A 15,656-nucleotide genomic window follows, 5' to 3' on the forward strand; every position below is an offset into this window, starting at 1 on the left:
GATTGCGCTGGCTCACCGTCGATCGACAGTGCTGTTCGCGATGATGCGCGACGGCACCCTCTACGACGCACCGGAACCCCGACCGCTGGCATTAGCTGCTTGACAGATCACATAGGGGCACCCCCCAAGAGACTTTCCAAAATCAAGTGGCTTCGCCGAATTGATCCGCGGTTCGCGCCCAAAACATAAAACCCCAGGTCGCGCGGTGGGGCCACGGTGACACCACCGGCACGGTTCACCCAGAAACAGGAAAACCCCTGATCCCACGCCCCCGCCACGGTGGCAGGACCGCGCGTGAGTGTCAGTCGGAGGTCGTTGCCTCTGGCATCTTGATTCCCTCGAAAGGGGCCGCGTGGCGGATGAACTCGGCACGATCTGTTTCACTGATCGTCGTGATCCCATAGAACAAGGAAACACCCGCCACGAGTTCGTCGTCGCTCTCGCCCGCCTGGTAGTCAGGGTTGAGCGTTTCGTCCTGGATGGTGACGTCGAAGAACTCAGTCCCGCGATAGAAGCTCCCTACCCGCATCCACTTTGGATACTCCTCGAAGTAGGTGTCGCGCACTTGGTCAGTGATCTCATACCGTTCCGCGATCTCTCGAACGGTGTCGATAACCGCATCCCATTGTTCGATGGGGATTGTGACGTTCACCTCATGGCTTGCAGAGTTATAGGTGGTTAGCAGCGATTTGCCACCGTACCCGTTGCCTTCCTGTGGATACCAGCCACTTTCGTTTTCTACCGTCCACCCAGTGATGCCGTACTCACTTTCGAGAGTGTCCTGAACTTCGGCGATGAGCTCGTCTGCTCGCGCCTCAACCTCTTCAGCAGCGGAGAGCATCAACACATCGTTTGCTGGGATGCCCGCGTGCGCCGGGTAGTCGACCCAATCAACGGTGACAGTGTTCCCCTCAGCGTCGGTCGTGGTCGTCGTCGGAGAGGGGGCGCAGGCAGACAGCAAAATCGCTGCCGCTACAGCAACTGCCGCGCCGAGCGCGACACGTGGCCGCAATCGTGTTTCGATCATCATGGTTGGTTCTCCTGCCTCACCCAGTCGGTGCGTTCGCCGTTCTCTTCGAGTACCCAGCGCAGGGGGTCGTCGATGTAGCGCACGTTCGGTGTGAACCAGAACGTCTGATCCGGGTCCCAGCCCGCGATCACGGTAGCGGCCTGTTCATCGACAGGGATCGCTGTTCCCGCCGCAGAAAGATACGCCTGTACCTGGAGGTGCACGGCGTCGTAGTGTTCGGCGACTTTCGCCCAGTCCGGGCTCACCCAAGCGCCATCTCGCCCGGTGGTGCGGTACCAGTCGTGACGCTTCTGCGCGGTGACCTCGATCGGGAACCGCGCGCAAAGTTCCGCCCACGCTTGTGCGGTGTCGATCTCGAAGATACGCAGCCCCGCGGGTATCCCCAGCCGCCGGGTATCCGCTTGCTCGTAGCCGAGGCTGTCTTCCACGAACCACAACCCGGCAGGACTCCCGTCGAACAGTGCTCTGGTGGTCGAGGGAAGCTCCCACGGTGGCCGCGACCACCACATCCCGCTCCAGTTCGCAGTCACATCCGACGGTCGCTCACGCTTGGCGGCCAGTTCTTCTTCGATGATCTGATCCCGCACCTTGCGAAGTAGCGCCATCGGGTCTGTCATGATCTCGTGCGGGGGCGCGTCATCCCACTCCACCTGCCATTGGGAACACTCCGCTACCGGCTCGCCCCACCACTCGGCATGCACAGACGCGGCGACGTGCTCCGCGACGCGGCGAAGCGGGGCCTGCATCTCGACTGTCGCCGCGAGTACGTCGTTCCCGTCGGCTTCCTGCCAGTACCTTGCCGAACCGACCGACTCGGCGACGCAATCACGCAACAGTTCCGGCGTCACTTCGGCCAACGCCACAGTTTCCAAGCGTGCTGCAACCTCAGCGGGCGTGACCTCCTGAATCTCCGCACCGACGTCGCCGATCAACTGCACCGACGTGCCCTTACCTGGGTCGAGATGATACGAGGCGAGAAAGACTCCCGCGTTAAACGAGTCCTCACGGTACTCGGGGTCGTGGAGGCGATCAGACGCGATCGCGTACTCGAGGAGCAATCGTCGTCCCCGTGGCCCGCGCATGAGGAGGTCTGCCAGCGAGGTTGTGTTGTTCATGCGGACACCTCCCGTAGCACGTAGGAGTAGTTGCCGCGCAGCGTCTGATCGGAGGCCGGATCCAAGTCGGGGCTTGACCCCCAGTCCTGGCCGTCAAGCCGTGTCAAGGTGGAATCAGCCGCAGAGAGATCCCCGGTTGTCTCAGTACCGACACACAACCCAATGCCGCAGCAAGCCTGAGCCCACTCGCTTTCCTCCACCAGAATCCGCACACTCCGAGTCTACGAACTGCCCCTGAGAATCCGACTGCCTGGCTCCTCGGCTCTAACACCCCTCAGTCTCAAAGTGAGGCACGTATGCCACCGTGGGTGGGGCGTGCGCACCTCCCTCATGAGACGACTCATGAGGGAGGTCGAGATGAAGGGCGGTGTGATCCTGTTTCGCGGCAGCGGGGCTGCCGCGCGCCGTTATGTCGAGGCCGACCGCTCCCGCGCTGACGAGTACTACCTCGACGCGGACAACGCCGTGGCCGAGTACGCGGTGCTCGACGCCAGCGGCGAGGTCACGGACACCCGTTCCCTGACCGCCGAGGAGTATGAGGGTTGGGTGGACTGGACGGAACCGATCACGGGTGAGTCGATGGGCACCCCGCGCAAGCCGGGTGAGGGGTCGAAGGGTTCGCCGTTGTTCGCGGAGATGACGCTCAACGCCCCTAAGTCCTTGTCGGTCGCAGCCGCACTCCACCCGGAGGTATCAGCAGCGCTCGATGCTGCGCAGCAGGACGCGCTGGCTGAGATTCGCCGGTGGCTCGGCCAGCACTCCGTCACCAGGGTCGGGCCGCGCGACCAACGGGAAGTGCTGCCTATCGAGCGGATGCAGGTCGTTGGTATTCGGCATAAGACCTCGCGTGCGGGCGATCCGCACCGGCACATTCATATGCAGATCGGCACGCGGGTGCGGGCGGCTGGGAAGTGGCGGGCGCTCGATACGGCGGCGTTGTTCAAACAGCAGGGCGTGATCCGTGCCCTCGGCACCGCGGTGATCGCCGCGCACCCGCACCTCGCGCAGACCCTTGGCGAGCACGGCCTGACACTCGACCCGGTTTCCGGTGAGGTGGTGGAGTTGCGGCCGTTCAATGGGGTGATGTCGAAGCGGTCGGCGCAGATCAGACGCAACCTTGACCGGCTCAAAGCCGAATGGGAAGCCGAGCACCCCGGCGAAGAGCTCGGCCCGGTGATGACGGCGAGGCTGCAGGGCATCGCGTGGACACACGAACGGCCTGGGAAGAAGCCTGCTGATTTGAAGAACGAGCAGTGGTGGGTGCAGGAACTCCGCGACGCCGGATACAACCCCGCTGCGCCGCAACGCAGCACCGTGCAGAGCCTGGTGCTGTTGGATGATCTTGCGGTGCAGGAGGTTGCATCGCGGGCGCTGGATCGCTGCGCCGCCGTATCATCAGCATGGACGAGACACACGGTGCAGGAGCATGTCACCCGCATCACCACCGAACACGGTGTGCAAGCAACCCCCGCTGAGCTGCGGGATTTCATCACGATGGCGACCGAGCTTGCGGTCTCGGACTGCTTCTCCATCCTGCCACCTGATGCGGCGACGCCGGAGCATGTCGCGCACTTGACCAGCCTCACCGTTGTCGCCGCCGAAACCGCGCTCCGTGACCGGCTCACCGCCGCCACACCGGAGCAAGAACTGGAGCATCCGGACGTGACCGATGCTGCACGAGTGGCAGGGCTGGATGAAGGGCAGACGATGGCTGCTGCTGCGGTTGCATCCTCTGACCCGTTGGTGATCGTGGAGGGCGCGGCGGGCAGCGGGAAGACGACGATGCTGCGCACCGCCATCGAAGCCGCCGCCGAGCACGGGCGTGCGTCGCGGGTGGTTGCACCGACGCTGCGGGCGGCGCAGGTCGCGCACGAAGAACTCGGCGTCCCCGCAACATCCGTTGCAGCGCTCGTGCACGCGCACGGATGGCGCTGGAACTCCGATGGCGTATGGACACGCCTGAGCCCCGGCGACACCGACCCCGACACCGGACGCACCTTCACCGGGCCCTCAGCGGATGCAGTGCTGCGCCGGGGTGAGCGGGTGATCGTGGACGAGGCCGGGATGCTCGACCAAGACACCGCCCACGCCCTCCTCACCATCACCGCCGAAGCAGGCGCGACCGTCGCGCTCGTCGGCGACCGCGCCCAACTCCCCGCCGTCGGCCGGGGCGGCGTGCTCGACATGGCCGCCCAGGTTCGTGGCCGCACCTACGACATGACCGAACTCCACCGGTTCGCCGACGCCGAGTACGCGGCACTCACCTTGACGATGCGCGACCGGGAGAACCCCGGCGAAGTGTTCGACCGGCTCGCAGCCATGGGCCTCGTAACACTGCACGCGGACGAGGAACAAGCCCAGCAGCACGTCACCGAGCACGCTACTGAGGGTGAGGCGATCACGGTCGCCTCGAACGATGAGGCCGCCACGTTGAACGAGCGCATCCGCACAGGACGGGTTGAGAACGGTGAGGTCGATGACACGATTACGGCGTTCGGGAGCGACGAGCTGCCTATCGGTCGGGGCGATCTGATCCAAACCAGGAAGAACGACACCGCGCTTGGCGTAGCGAACCGGCAACAGTGGATCGTCCAGCACATCGCTGAGGACGGCACCCTCTACGCGCGAGAAACAGCCAGCGGGCGCAGAAACCCGCGCACCGTCGCCCTGCCACCTGAGTACGTGAGTGAACACGCGCACCTGTCGTACGCCGCGACCGCGTACGGCGTCCAAGGCGCAACCGTCAACACCTCCCACACGCTGCTCACTGAGGCGACGAGCGCGGCAGGCGTCTACGTCGGCATGACCCGAGGCCGCGAGCACAACCGGCTGTACGTCATCGCTGAGAATCTGGCGGATGCGCGTGCGCAGTTCGTTGATGCGATGGAACGCGACCGGGCAGACCGTGGTCTCACCCACGCCACCGTCCAAGCCGCCGAAGCAGTGCGGGGCATCATCAAGAACGGCCCGATCCGCCGCGTCACCGAAGAACTCGCCAGACTCGACAGGGAGGCCGAACGTGTAGAGCGGCAAGCGGAGCGGTGGGATCAGATCGCCGCGCGCCTCGATGCCCAACGTGCCGCTCATCGGGTTGAGGATGACGAGAGCACCGCAGTTCTCCGCAAGGCCGAGGAAGCCGCCGAGCAGGTACGCACCGAGGTCGCCGGGCCGCTCACTGTCCAGGCCGAGCGCGACGGCGCGGCATACCTCGCTGCCGTCGCAGACGAGGCCGCCGCCCGTGGCCGCCTCGCCACCGTAGGCAGGTTCGGCAGACGCAAAACCCGCACTGAGCACCAGGCCGCGACCGAACGCACCCAGACGTTGCGCGGGCAGGTCAGCACCGAGTGGGGCGCCACGCCTGAGAATCCTGATCGGCTCATCGAATGGGCGCGCAAGGTTGCCGCGAAACGCGCGGGCGCCGACCCTCGCGTGGCCGAGGCAGCGCAGGTTGTCGAAGCCGCCAGGACCGGCCGCGAGGAAGTACGACGACGCCATGAGCAGGAACGCCGGGCGATGCTCGTGCGCGAGTACGGAGCCGACCAAGCGCGTCGCACTGATCTCGGAATTGGCGGCGTCAGCTCGCATCGTGTGGTGCGAGATGCTAAGACCCAGGCCGCTATGCTCCGTACCGAGGCCGACGAACTCCGTGCACTGCCCGTCAACGATGCCGCCCGGCTGATCGAGGCCAAACGTGCCGGGCAGGAGCAGCGCCGACAGCAGATGGCAGAACGAGCCCGTCGGCTCAGCGACCCCTACGAGCATGAACTCCATCGTCACAATCCCGATCGCTGGCGGCCGACGCGCGGGCTATGACGTCACTCCTTCACGTGCGTGTCGCCTGGTGACCGCTGACCGCATGCGGGAGAATGAGAGGGACATCTAGCGAACAGTAGGTGACCGCGTCACCGGTAGGAGGTCTCCGCCAGGTGAAGTCACCCGAACAAACAACGGTGTCCAGTGGTCACCGCAGTACGCACCGAGCCCTCGGGTTCCCGAAGCGTGGTACCAACCCTAGCGACCGGCAAGGGAACCAAGATGTCCGGTAGCAAGCAGATCTCTGTCATCCGGCTCGGCGCGGATGATCCACTACAGGTTGACAGTTCAGGATCGTTGACCGCAGTTCAGACTCGTCGAGTCGAGGCGTGGCTAGCCGCTTTACTTCAGACCGAGCATCTCTCACTTCTGATCGGCAACGGTTTGAGCGCAGCGGCGGGCAGTATGGCGGGGAAACACCCACCCCTAATGTCTCGCCACATCTCAGAAGACGAGGAAGCGCCATTTCCTCGGATAAGAGAGTACGCGAAGGAATCGGCTCAGAACGTCGGTCGAGACGTAAATCTTGAAGACGAGATTCGAGCTGCCATGATGCTCGCGGATGGCCTCGCTGTGCTCGGTGAGAAGTCCAACGAGAACTCAGTCAGAGATGCCATTGAGGCCGCCATGTCGAGCCTGTTGAATGAAGTTCTGGATTTCGAAAGAAACATCTGGGAGCACCACCAGAAGTCTGACAGCGAAGCCCTTAAAGTTGCGCGCGCCTTGACACAGTTTCTCGGACCCTTCGTCGCGCGGCCAGCTCAACGCGATCGTCTGAACCTCTTTACGACTAACTACGATCGGCTATTGGAGTACGCGGCCGATGTACTTGGTCTACATCTGATAGACCGCTTCGAAGGCAGGCTCCACCCCAAGTTCAGCGCATCCAGAATCAACCTGGACCTTCATTATTCTCCGCCGGGGATTAGGGGCGAGCCCCGACTGGTCGACGGCGTGGCAAGGTTCGCCAAACTGCATGGTTCTATCGACTGGAGCTTCGCAAGAGGGGAGATTTGGCGCGACTCGATTCCTTTCGGCGGGCCTCGCACAGCTTCGAAAACAGCAGCGAACGCAGTCATCTACCCCAATCCGGCAAAGGATGTTGAGACCCTGTCCTATCCTTACGCCGAGTTGTTCCGCGACTTCGCCGCGGCTGTTTGTCGCCCAAATACGACACTGGTCACTTTCGGCTACGGGTTCGGCGATGGTCATATTAATCGCGTGATTGCAGATATGCTCCGCGTTCCGTCAACCCATTTGGTTGTTGTCTCGCGCGATCCTCTGAGCGCCCTCGATTCCTTCAAGGCCCGGACTCTGTTTCCTGTGTCGCAGACGACTGAACTTTTGGGCCCGGATGTAGGAGGCCTTGAAGAGTTCTCCTCCTTGCTCCCCGCAATTACCTCGGATCGAATCCTTGAAGCTCAGTTCGAATACCTCAACAAGCGATCTAAACTTGAGGATGAAATCGAGCCGAAGAACGCCGACAATGAGGGCTCATGAGCACACCATTCGATTTTCGCAAGAACCAGATCATCGGTTCAGTGGAGAGTGTCTCTCCCCGAGAGATTAGAGTCTCTCTATCGGACGAAGCACCAAGCGCAACGTCGTTGGATGCAGGCCTCGTGCAACGATTTCCCCGAATCAACTCATGGGTGCTTATCCCCAGCGAGGTCGGTCATTTGGTTGGTGTTGTCACTTGGATAGGCATAGATAGCTCGATGCCCTTGGTGGCTGAACGTCACGACCGAACGCTGCTCGACATCCCTTTCCCGCGGCGGCGAATGTCGGTCACCCCGTTAGGGACCCTGAGATGGGGGTCGACTCACGACACGTCGCCCGAACTAGTTCGGGGTGTCGTCTCCTATCCGTCGGTAGGTGAGCCGGTATTGGTTCCCGATGCCGAGCAAATCCGAGCGATCGGCAGCGCAGGAGCTGCAGGCGGGAAGGTTGTACTAGGCACATCACCTCTCGCAGGCGATACGGATGTCGCATTCGATCCAGACCGCCTCTTCGGCAGACATTTGGCAGTCCTTGGATCGACGGGATCGGGCAAGTCATGTACCGTCGCTGGGCTTGTCCGCTGGTCACTATCGGCTGCACGCGAAGCGTCCAGCAACAACAAATCGCGTGCCAGGTTCGTAGTACTAGACCCGAACGGCGAGTACAAGGATTGCTTCAAAGACTTGACCGGCGTGAGGGTCCTCCGCGTTGAGCCCAGCAGCCAAGGCGAAGAGAGGCTCACTGTTCCCGCTTGGTCCTGGTCAAGCGCTGAATGGGCCGCAATCACCAGAGCCTCCTTGCAGTCGCAACGGCCTCTGCTTCAACGCGCCCTCAGAAACCTCCGAAATAGTCTAGATCCAGAGATTGAGGGGATCGATCGTCTAGCAGTAGAGCTTCGGGCTCATTTCGATATATGGAACATCCTGCGAAGCGACATGCCTGCGTATTTCAACTTTCCGCGATACAAGGGTTTCACTTTGGTGCTGGAAGACATGGAGGGGGTCTTCTCTCCCTGGCAAGACGAAGACGGAATCCCAGAGCTTCTCGAGCATGTTAGGGATATGCAACAGCGCCATTCTTCGACTCGCCAATACGGAGAGAATAGCTATGTAAGCAGTGAGGTTGATGGACTTCTTGACTGCCTTCGTCGCGCCCTCACCGAGCTAGGCGAGCCGGAATCTTCCCCGAAGTATACGGAGGACATGCCAGTAGTTTTCGACCCACAGGATCTTCCGTCTCAACTTGAAGCACTGCTGAGGACACCTGATTTCCAGAGGGATGCCGGATATGCGTCATCGTTCCAAATGAGAGTCAAAGGTTTGTTGGGCGATCTTCGTCATCAGCCGATCATTGCACCTGACGGTGATGAGACCCTTGCGGAATGGCTCAGCAAGTTTCTCGGAGACGAAGAATGTGAGAATGGCGAAGTCGCTGTCGTCGATTTGTCGCTTTTGGCCCCAGAGGTCGTTCACACTGCGGTTGCAGTGATCGGACGTCTAGTTATGGAGGCCCTCCAGCACGTCAGAGCAATCACTGGCGAAGTTCTTCCGACTGTGCTGGTGCTCGAAGAAGCGCACAGTTTCGTAGCATCCGGCGTCAGCAGTGCAGATATACCGACCAGCGCTGATCTCTGCCGTGAGACTTTCGAACGCATCGCGCGAGAGGGCAGAAAGTTCGGACTTGGTCTTGTGCTGTCCTCGCAACGCCCCTCTGCGCTTTCCCAGACTGTGCTCTCTCAGTGCAACAGCTTCCTTCTTCACCGCATCGTGAACGACCGAGATCAGGATCTGCTCGGACGATTGGTGCCTGACTCGCTCGGCGAGTTATTGCACGAATTGCCGTCGTTGCCACCACGCCAGGCAATCCTGCTTGGGTGGGCAGCGGAGGTACCGACTCTTGTCGAGGTAGGTCACCTTGATCGCAGCCAACGGCCGCACTCAGACGACCCTCGCTACTGGGATACTTGGACTGTCGGCAAGACTATCGAGTTCGACTGGCAAGCAGTTGTCGATCATTGGACATCCTGAATCGCGCGACACGCGAGTCCGTCTCGGAGACTTCTTGCCGCCACGGAGGAAGTGATCGCTAGAGCGGGTCTCGACTGCGCAAGTCGCGCATCACGAGTGTATCCGACAATCGTGCAAATCCAGTAACCTGGTACCGCGCACACGCGCAAGATCACAGGTAAGTGTGTTTGGGGTACCTCGGCTACGCCGTCACGGCACACCGGGCTCAAGGAATCACGACCGACACCGCGCACACGGTTGTGACCGCGACAACGACACGGGAGAACTTCTACGTCGCGATGACCCGCGGCCGCAACGCAAACCACGCTTATGTCGCCGTGGACCGACCGGATGATGCGCACAGCCAGCTCCACCCAGGCGATAACACCGATGCCACTGCCAGGTCAGTGCTCTACGGAGTCATGCAACACGTCGGTGCTGAACTCTCCGCCCGCGAAACCATCACCGCGGAGCAAGAGCAGTGGGGCTCGATCGCCCAACTCGCCGCGGAGTACGAGACGATCGCGCAAGCCGCCCAACACGACCGCTGGGCGACCTTGCTACATGCGAGTGGCCTCACGCCTGAACAGGCCGAAGACGTGCTTGCCTCTGATGCATACGGTGCACTATCGGCGGAGTTGCGACGAGCGGAAGCGAATCACCACGATGTGGATCGGCTCCTGCCACGCCTCGTGCAGGCACGCAGCGTTGAGGATGCCAATGACATCGCCTCGGTACTGCATGCCCGACTCGCTAAAGCGACCGTCCGCCCAGCCGGGTCAGGGCGGACGCGCAAACAGCCACGCCTGATCGCAGGACTTATCCCACCCGCAGACGGAACCATGAGTCCAGAAATGCGGCAGGCACTCAATGAGCGACGCGAGCTGATCGAGCAACGCGCCGACGCCGTTCTCAACACAGCACTCGCTGACGGCGAAGAGTGGGTCGCCCTGATCGGGCCGATTCCAGAGGAACCGAAAGTGGCCACGGCATGGACTCGGCAAGCACGAGTGCTCGCCGCTTACCGTGACCGGTACCAGATCAGCGGAGCGCACCCATTAGGTCCTGTACCCGAACGCACTGCGCAGAAGATCGCCCACGTCCGAGCACAGACCGCACTCCAACGACTCCAAGAAATCCATACGCCCATGCAACGGCGCGACCACCAACGCGCCGTTAATCGCGCTCGCGGACTCTGAAATCGACTGTCACCGCGTGTGTCGCTCCCTCCTTACAGCAGGGCCATGGGTGATACTTGATGACCATATGTATCTCTTAAACAAGTAGGCGATTCGCAGAGCCGAGTCATCGCCGGAGAGCGAGGCAGGCAATGGCTATTTCGCCCCCAACGATCAGGCTCTGGGATGATAATCCCAGCACGCTCGACTTTCTAGGATTCGACGCAGTGGTCGACCCGATCGTCGCAGCGATCCGTGAACACAAGATTCACCCCCTTACGCTCTCGGTGCAGAGTCCCTGGGGTGGCGGCAAATCCACCGTGCTCAAGCTCATCGAGGCAGAGTTCGAGAACGACGAGACTTGCTTCGTCGTCTCTACCAACCCGTGGGCATACGACGATCAGGATGACGTCAAGGGCACCTTGATTGCCGAGATCCTTCACGGCATTCAGGCTCAGATTAAGGACTCTGGGGTCAAAGCGAATGTTGTGGCTAAGGCCAAGGAACTTCTGGATCGGGTTAGTTGGAGCCGTGCAGCAGTCGCGATTGCCAAGGGTGCTCTGACTTTCCAAATAGACCCTCAGCAGATCGCTGAGATATTCCGTCCGAAGGACCCGGCTGGTCCGGAGTCGATGGCGAGCTTCAACGATGCTTACAAGGACATGCTGGCATTGATCCCGAAAGTGGAGCGGGTCGTGGTGCTCGTCGATGATCTTGACCGTTGTCTGCCGGATGCGGTGACCGCGACGCTCGAAGCGATCAAATTGTTCCTGTCGACCGAGAAGATGGTGTTCGTCCTTGCCGCTGACCAGGAAATGGTTCGTGACGCTATCTCGGTCAGCCTTGATGGTGCTCGACGCGGCGACATCTTTGCCAAGCGTTACCTGGAGAAGATTGTCCAGCTCCCAATTGCACTTCCGCGCTTGTCCGGAGCGGACGCAGAGGCGTACATTGGCCTCCTGATTGCTGGGCGTTCGATGGAAAGCGACGACCTACGGAAACTTGCAGACCATGTTCGAACGCGTAGGAATTCCAACCAGACGCCACTGCTACACGGCCTAGATGACTTGGACGTCGTACCAACCGATGAGGATTTAGCGTTGGCGACCCAACTCGCAGAGGGCTTGAGCGCTGATCGTCGGTCTAATCCTCGACAGATCAAAAGGTTTCTCAACGCATTCGGGGTTCGCGAGTCCATCGCGCTGGCGCGCGGTGTGAATGTTGCTCCATCAGTGATGATCAAACTGCTCCTGCTCGAAGAACTCTACAGAACCTCCTTCAATACGCTCGCTGCAGCACCCGTTCAAGATCGCAGAGCGCTTCTGGCCCGATGGGAGGGTTGGGCACGCCCCTCCGGAAAGGAGGGGGAGGACGCCACATTGCCTGACGGCATTGATGAAGGAACGAAAGAGTGGGCCGCCGCGCCCCCGTTCCTGAAGGATCTGAACCTCGATCCCTACATCAGTCTCGCTGCCAGCCTTATCAACGTCAGCATGGGCGCGCAGGTTTCGGACGACCTGCTCGCCTTCATCAATGACCTGCTCAGCGAAAGTGAAGCAGTGCGCGATGTCGCCGCAGACGCTCTAGCTGACCGGGGACAAGATGAGCAACTCGCGGCGCTGGAGGTACTGATCGGTGCCACCAAACGTACCGACGACGCAGAAGCAGTGATCCGTGGTGCAGTCGTGTGGGTTGGGAAAAACGCTGCACTCGAAGATGCCGCGGCGACAGGCATTGAGCTGCACTGCTGGGGAGCGCGACTCACACCGGGAGCGATCGTCGAACTTGCCAACAGCCGTCGGCCTGCGCTTGTTAATCTTGTGAAACGTGCTGCGCAAGATACCTCGCTACACCCTTCGACACAAGAAAGTGCACGCGACGAGCTGGGGCAGCTAAATGGGAACTAGCGGCGCATACGGTGGCAGCAACTCCACCGCGTGGAATGAGTTCAGGGACGCGTGGTCCGGACTCGGCTCATCGGGCGACGGGGACGGAACGGAGGGAACTGATAATTCTAAGCCAGATCAACCTTCAGACACTCTCTTCGACCCGATATCGCCAGCGTCGAATCTCGACCGCGTCGGTCAAGCTCTAATCGATGCGCTCTGGCGCGACGACCCTTCGACTAGACGCAACACTGTGCCTCCGATTCCTCGACCCCGCACCCCGGGACGACGAGGAGCAGGTGCCGGAGGAGCAAGTGGCGCTGGAGGAACTGGAGGACGCTCCGCAGGAACTGGACGATCCGGCAGCAGATCTTCCAGACAGGTCATTGGCGGAGCATCCCGCGGCGGCGCAACGATTGGGGCGGCTTACGCACTAAGGAACCGCGATACTCAGAGGCTAGCGGACTACGGCCTTTCGCTTGCCGAGTTCGACTCACTGACCCCGCGAGCACGCATCAGCAAACTCGTGGCCCTCATGATCGGCGACGATGGACACCCCGATGATCGAGCCATCCGACGGGCAGCTACGGAACAAGTCAAGAGGATCGTCGCCACTGACGGCGAACCACCGACCGCTAACGAAGCGATCAAGGGGTTCGTAAGCGCTTACATCTTCCAGCTCGGACTCGTCGAGCTCAAAGACCAGATCACGAGCGGCACACTCGACGGGAATGAAGCCTTAACCCGCGAAAGAATGTTGCGAGGCTGGATTGATGCCAAAGTCCGAGCACTTGATATTGATGCTGGCCCGGCCCTGTCGGCTAACGACCTGCATCAAACCGCCGCTGACCTCGCTCAACGAGCGATCCGCGTATTGAGGGCGAGGTAACCAACATGCCACAGACTCACTTCTACATCTCAGGTCAAGATTCCACGCAGGACAGTCCAATTGCCTATCAACGATTGAGATGGCCGACCGGAGGAGGCGAGACTGAAACGATTAAGACTAGCCTGGGCTGGTGGCTCCCTTCATTGGGTCACGTCCCAGACCGAGCCGTCGACCTTGTTCGTATTGCTGGAGCCGCGTATCTCGCAGATCGACTCTCTGCAAGGCCGTCCGCTTTCACGCGGAGTCTTCATCTCACCGTGGAGGTTGCTGACCCGGTTCCCTGGGACGGCGAAGGGGCGAATCAACTTGCTCAGCTCCTCTCTTGGCTCACTGGCGACGCGTGGGAGATCGACCTGATCCAGGACCCAACCACCAGATCCGATTCTGGCGCTAGCGAATCACTCGATGTTGCGACGTCCGTCGCTCTCCTCAGTGGTGGACTCGACTCATACCTCGGTGCTTTACACCTGCTAGCAACGCTTGACGAGGTACCCCTCTTCGTCAGCCACTACGACACCGCAACCGCAGTGCGACAAGCTCAGAACGCAGTCCGCTTCTGGCTTCAAGATTCCTACGAATCTGTACCTTCCTGCACCCAGCTTGAGTTCACCCAGGTTCAGGAGAAGAAGGAACGCTCCAGTCGAAGCCGTTCGCTGCTTTTCGTGGCCTTCGGAGTCGCTGTCGCAACCAGCCGCCAGGCGACAACGTTATACGTACCCGAGAACGGCTTCACCAGTCTGAACCTGCCCCTGCACCCCAATCGTGCCGGTGCGCTCTCCACCCGCTCTACACACCCCGAGACGTTTTATCGTATCAATACACTTCTCCAGACCATCGGCCTGTCGGTATCCGTAACTAACCCGTTCGCCAATTACACCAAGGGTGAAGAGATGCGCCTCGTGGCGGACAGCCGCCCACCAGCAGGGTGGGTTCAGACTGCCAGCCTCACAATCTCGTGCAGCAAGCTCGACGGTGGTCGCATCAAAGGCGGCGACTCGACCCTTAACTGCGGCCTGTGCTACTCGTGCGTAACCAGGCGAGGCACATTCATTGCAGCTGAAATAGACGACTCGACGATCTACTTATCCGATAATCTCGTCGGTAATGCACGAGACGAACTTCTGCAGCGACGATTCAGCGACCGCGCGGCCATTAGCTACGCAGTCGTGCGTGGCATCGACGAGGACGAGATCGATGCGGGAACTTGGCCACCAGATGCAGACCTGGACGCCATCAGTGACCTAGCCGCACGTGGCCTCGCCGAGCTAGGGCAGGTAGACCTGACATGATCGATAAAGACCTTCCAGCGCTAGACACTCACGCCCACATCGACCCGGACGTTACGCCAAGTCAGATCGCGGCCCTTGGTAACGCCGTTGTGTTCGCCGTGACCCGAAGCCTCCATGAAGCAAACCAGGTCAAGAACCGACGCGACTCCTCGCTAATCTGGGGACTCGGCGTCCACCCAGGAGTCTCTACCGCCCGTGCTGCTTGGGATCCGCAACAGTTCAAAAGCCTCCTCAGTTCGTTCGCTCTAGTGGGCGAAATCGGGCTCGACCGACGCGGCGGCGCACTGGCTGAGCAGAGGTCCATCTTTAAAGAAGTGCTCGCTATAGTGCGCGATGAGCCTGTGTTGGTCTCCATACATAGCTCCGGTGCATCGACGGAGGTCGTGCAGTCTCTCCATGACGCTGGGATGCGCGGCGCAATCTTGCACTGGTTCAACGGTGATCACACTGACGTCCAACGAGCTATCGAAACCAACGCGTACTTCTCTGTGAATGCCGCGATGTCCCGAGAACAGATCCAACAATTTCCTCGCGAACGGGTGTTGTGTGAGACTGACTTCCCAGCGCGAAAGGTGCGTGCTCGTAAACCCGCAGACATGGCGGCCATAGAACAGCTTCTGAGCGAAGTATGGAAAACGAGTCCGGAAGAAGTTCGGGCTGCAACATGGTGGAACCTGCGCACGTTGAGTGAACAATCTGGAGCTATCGAACGCCTACCTGAAAGCATTGCAGACACGTTGTTGTATCTTTAGACGGACGGTCCGTCCTCAGTGAGTTAGCCGAGTTTTTATCTGTCGTACGTTTCTGCTAATCACGAGGTGTTGTGACCTCAATCCCGTATTTTTCATCGGTCATGTCCTTGGGCTTTTAGAGTTCCGATCGGGTTACCTTCCCTCCTGTCAGTGCTTCGTCGTATCCTGGTGACAGAGGCGGATTCTCATTCCAACGCG

10 protein-coding genes and 2 pseudogenes are annotated in these 15,656 nt (G+C 60.6%); 10 read left to right on the forward strand and 2 right to left on the reverse strand.

Going from position 1 to position 15,656, the window contains the following annotated elements:
- Nucleotides 1–301 precede the first annotated feature (301 nt).
- Nucleotides 302–1,030 (reverse strand): hypothetical protein, encoded by a 729-nt coding sequence (locus F8O05_RS11645; RefSeq protein WP_158052927.1) that lies wholly within the window; start codon nt 1,028–1,030, stop codon nt 302–304.
- Entirely contained in the window at nt 1,027–2,145 is a 1,119-nt protein-coding gene (locus F8O05_RS11650) for a hypothetical protein (RefSeq protein WP_158052928.1), read from the reverse strand. The genes F8O05_RS11645 and F8O05_RS11650 overlap by 4 nt, the downstream gene beginning before the upstream one ends.
- Nucleotides 2,146–2,502: 357 nt before the next feature.
- Here F8O05_RS11650 and mobF point away from each other — a divergent pair, with 357 nt between their 5' ends.
- From mobF to F8O05_RS11690, 10 genes and pseudogenes are all read left to right on the forward strand, one after another.
- A complete protein-coding gene (mobF, locus tag F8O05_RS11655; RefSeq protein ID WP_225735881.1) occupies nt 2,503–5,958 on the forward strand; it encodes a MobF family relaxase in 3,456 nt (1,151 codons plus the stop codon).
- Nucleotides 5,959–6,180: 222 nt separating this feature from the next.
- Nucleotides 6,181–7,458 carry an SIR2 family protein gene (locus F8O05_RS11660; RefSeq protein WP_158052930.1) on the forward strand — a complete coding sequence of 426 codons (1,278 nt, stop codon included), beginning with the start codon at nt 6,181–6,183 and terminating at the stop codon, nt 7,456–7,458.
- 281 nt (nt 7,459–7,739) lie between these two features.
- Nucleotides 7,740–8,294: pseudogene (locus tag F8O05_RS15330) on the forward strand (helicase HerA domain-containing protein); the annotation flags it as partial.
- Nucleotides 8,295–8,393: 99 nt separating this feature from the next.
- The gene (locus tag F8O05_RS15090) at nt 8,394–9,485 is read left to right on the forward strand and encodes an ATP-binding protein (RefSeq protein ID WP_225735900.1); all 1,092 of its coding nucleotides are present in this window, start codon (nt 8,394–8,396) and stop codon (nt 9,483–9,485) included.
- A 176-nt stretch (nt 9,486–9,661) separates the two neighbouring features.
- Nucleotides 9,662–10,663, forward strand: a pseudogene (locus F8O05_RS11670) (MobF family relaxase); the annotation flags it as partial.
- 131 nt (nt 10,664–10,794) lie between these two features.
- Nucleotides 10,795–12,549, forward strand: coding sequence for a KAP family P-loop NTPase fold protein (locus tag F8O05_RS11675; protein WP_158052932.1), 1,755 nt, complete (start codon nt 10,795–10,797; stop codon nt 12,547–12,549).
- A 191-nt stretch (nt 12,550–12,740) separates the two neighbouring features.
- Nucleotides 12,741–12,965: a hypothetical protein gene (locus F8O05_RS14825; RefSeq protein WP_192497159.1), complete on the forward strand. Its 225-nt coding sequence runs from the start codon at nt 12,741–12,743 to the stop codon at nt 12,963–12,965.
- Between the two features lie 98 nt (nt 12,966–13,063).
- Nucleotides 13,064–13,417: a hypothetical protein gene (locus tag F8O05_RS14830; protein ID WP_192497160.1), complete on the forward strand. Its 354-nt coding sequence runs from the start codon at nt 13,064–13,066 to the stop codon at nt 13,415–13,417.
- Between the two features lie 527 nt (nt 13,418–13,944).
- The gene (locus tag F8O05_RS11685) at nt 13,945–14,706 is read left to right on the forward strand and encodes a hypothetical protein (protein WP_158052934.1); all 762 of its coding nucleotides are present in this window, start codon (nt 13,945–13,947) and stop codon (nt 14,704–14,706) included.
- A complete protein-coding gene (locus tag F8O05_RS11690) occupies nt 14,703–15,458 on the forward strand; it encodes a TatD family hydrolase (protein WP_158052935.1) in 756 nt (251 codons plus the stop codon). The genes F8O05_RS11685 and F8O05_RS11690 overlap by 4 nt, the downstream gene beginning before the upstream one ends.
- Nucleotides 15,459–15,656 lie beyond the last annotated feature (198 nt).

It is taken from the genome of Gulosibacter chungangensis, assembly GCF_008831155.1.
Lineage (GTDB): Bacteria > Actinomycetota > Actinomycetes > Actinomycetales > Microbacteriaceae > Gulosibacter > Gulosibacter chungangensis.

Bases quoted from the DNA above. Each gene is read 5' to 3' on its own strand.
- F8O05_RS11650 (WP_158052928.1), bottom strand. From the start codon at position 2,145: ATGAACAACACAACCTCGCTGGCAGACCTCCTCATGCGCGGGCCACGG.
- F8O05_RS11645 (WP_158052927.1), bottom strand. From the start codon at position 1,030: ATGATGATCGAAACACGATTGCGGCCACGTGTCGCGCTCGGCGCGGCA.
- F8O05_RS11660 (WP_158052930.1), top strand. From the start codon at position 6,181: ATGTCCGGTAGCAAGCAGATCTCTGTCATCCGGCTCGGCGCGGATGAT.
- mobF (WP_225735881.1), top strand. From the start codon at position 2,503: ATGAAGGGCGGTGTGATCCTGTTTCGCGGCAGCGGGGCTGCCGCGCGC.
- F8O05_RS11675 (WP_158052932.1), top strand. From the start codon at position 10,795: ATGGCTATTTCGCCCCCAACGATCAGGCTCTGGGATGATAATCCCAGC.
- F8O05_RS11690 (WP_158052935.1), top strand. From the start codon at position 14,703: ATGATCGATAAAGACCTTCCAGCGCTAGACACTCACGCCCACATCGAC.
- F8O05_RS14825 (WP_192497159.1), top strand. From the start codon at position 12,741: ATGCGCTCTGGCGCGACGACCCTTCGACTAGACGCAACACTGTGCCTC.
- F8O05_RS14830 (WP_192497160.1), top strand. From the start codon at position 13,064: ATGATCGGCGACGATGGACACCCCGATGATCGAGCCATCCGACGGGCA.
- F8O05_RS15090 (WP_225735900.1), top strand. From the start codon at position 8,394: ATGCCTGCGTATTTCAACTTTCCGCGATACAAGGGTTTCACTTTGGTG.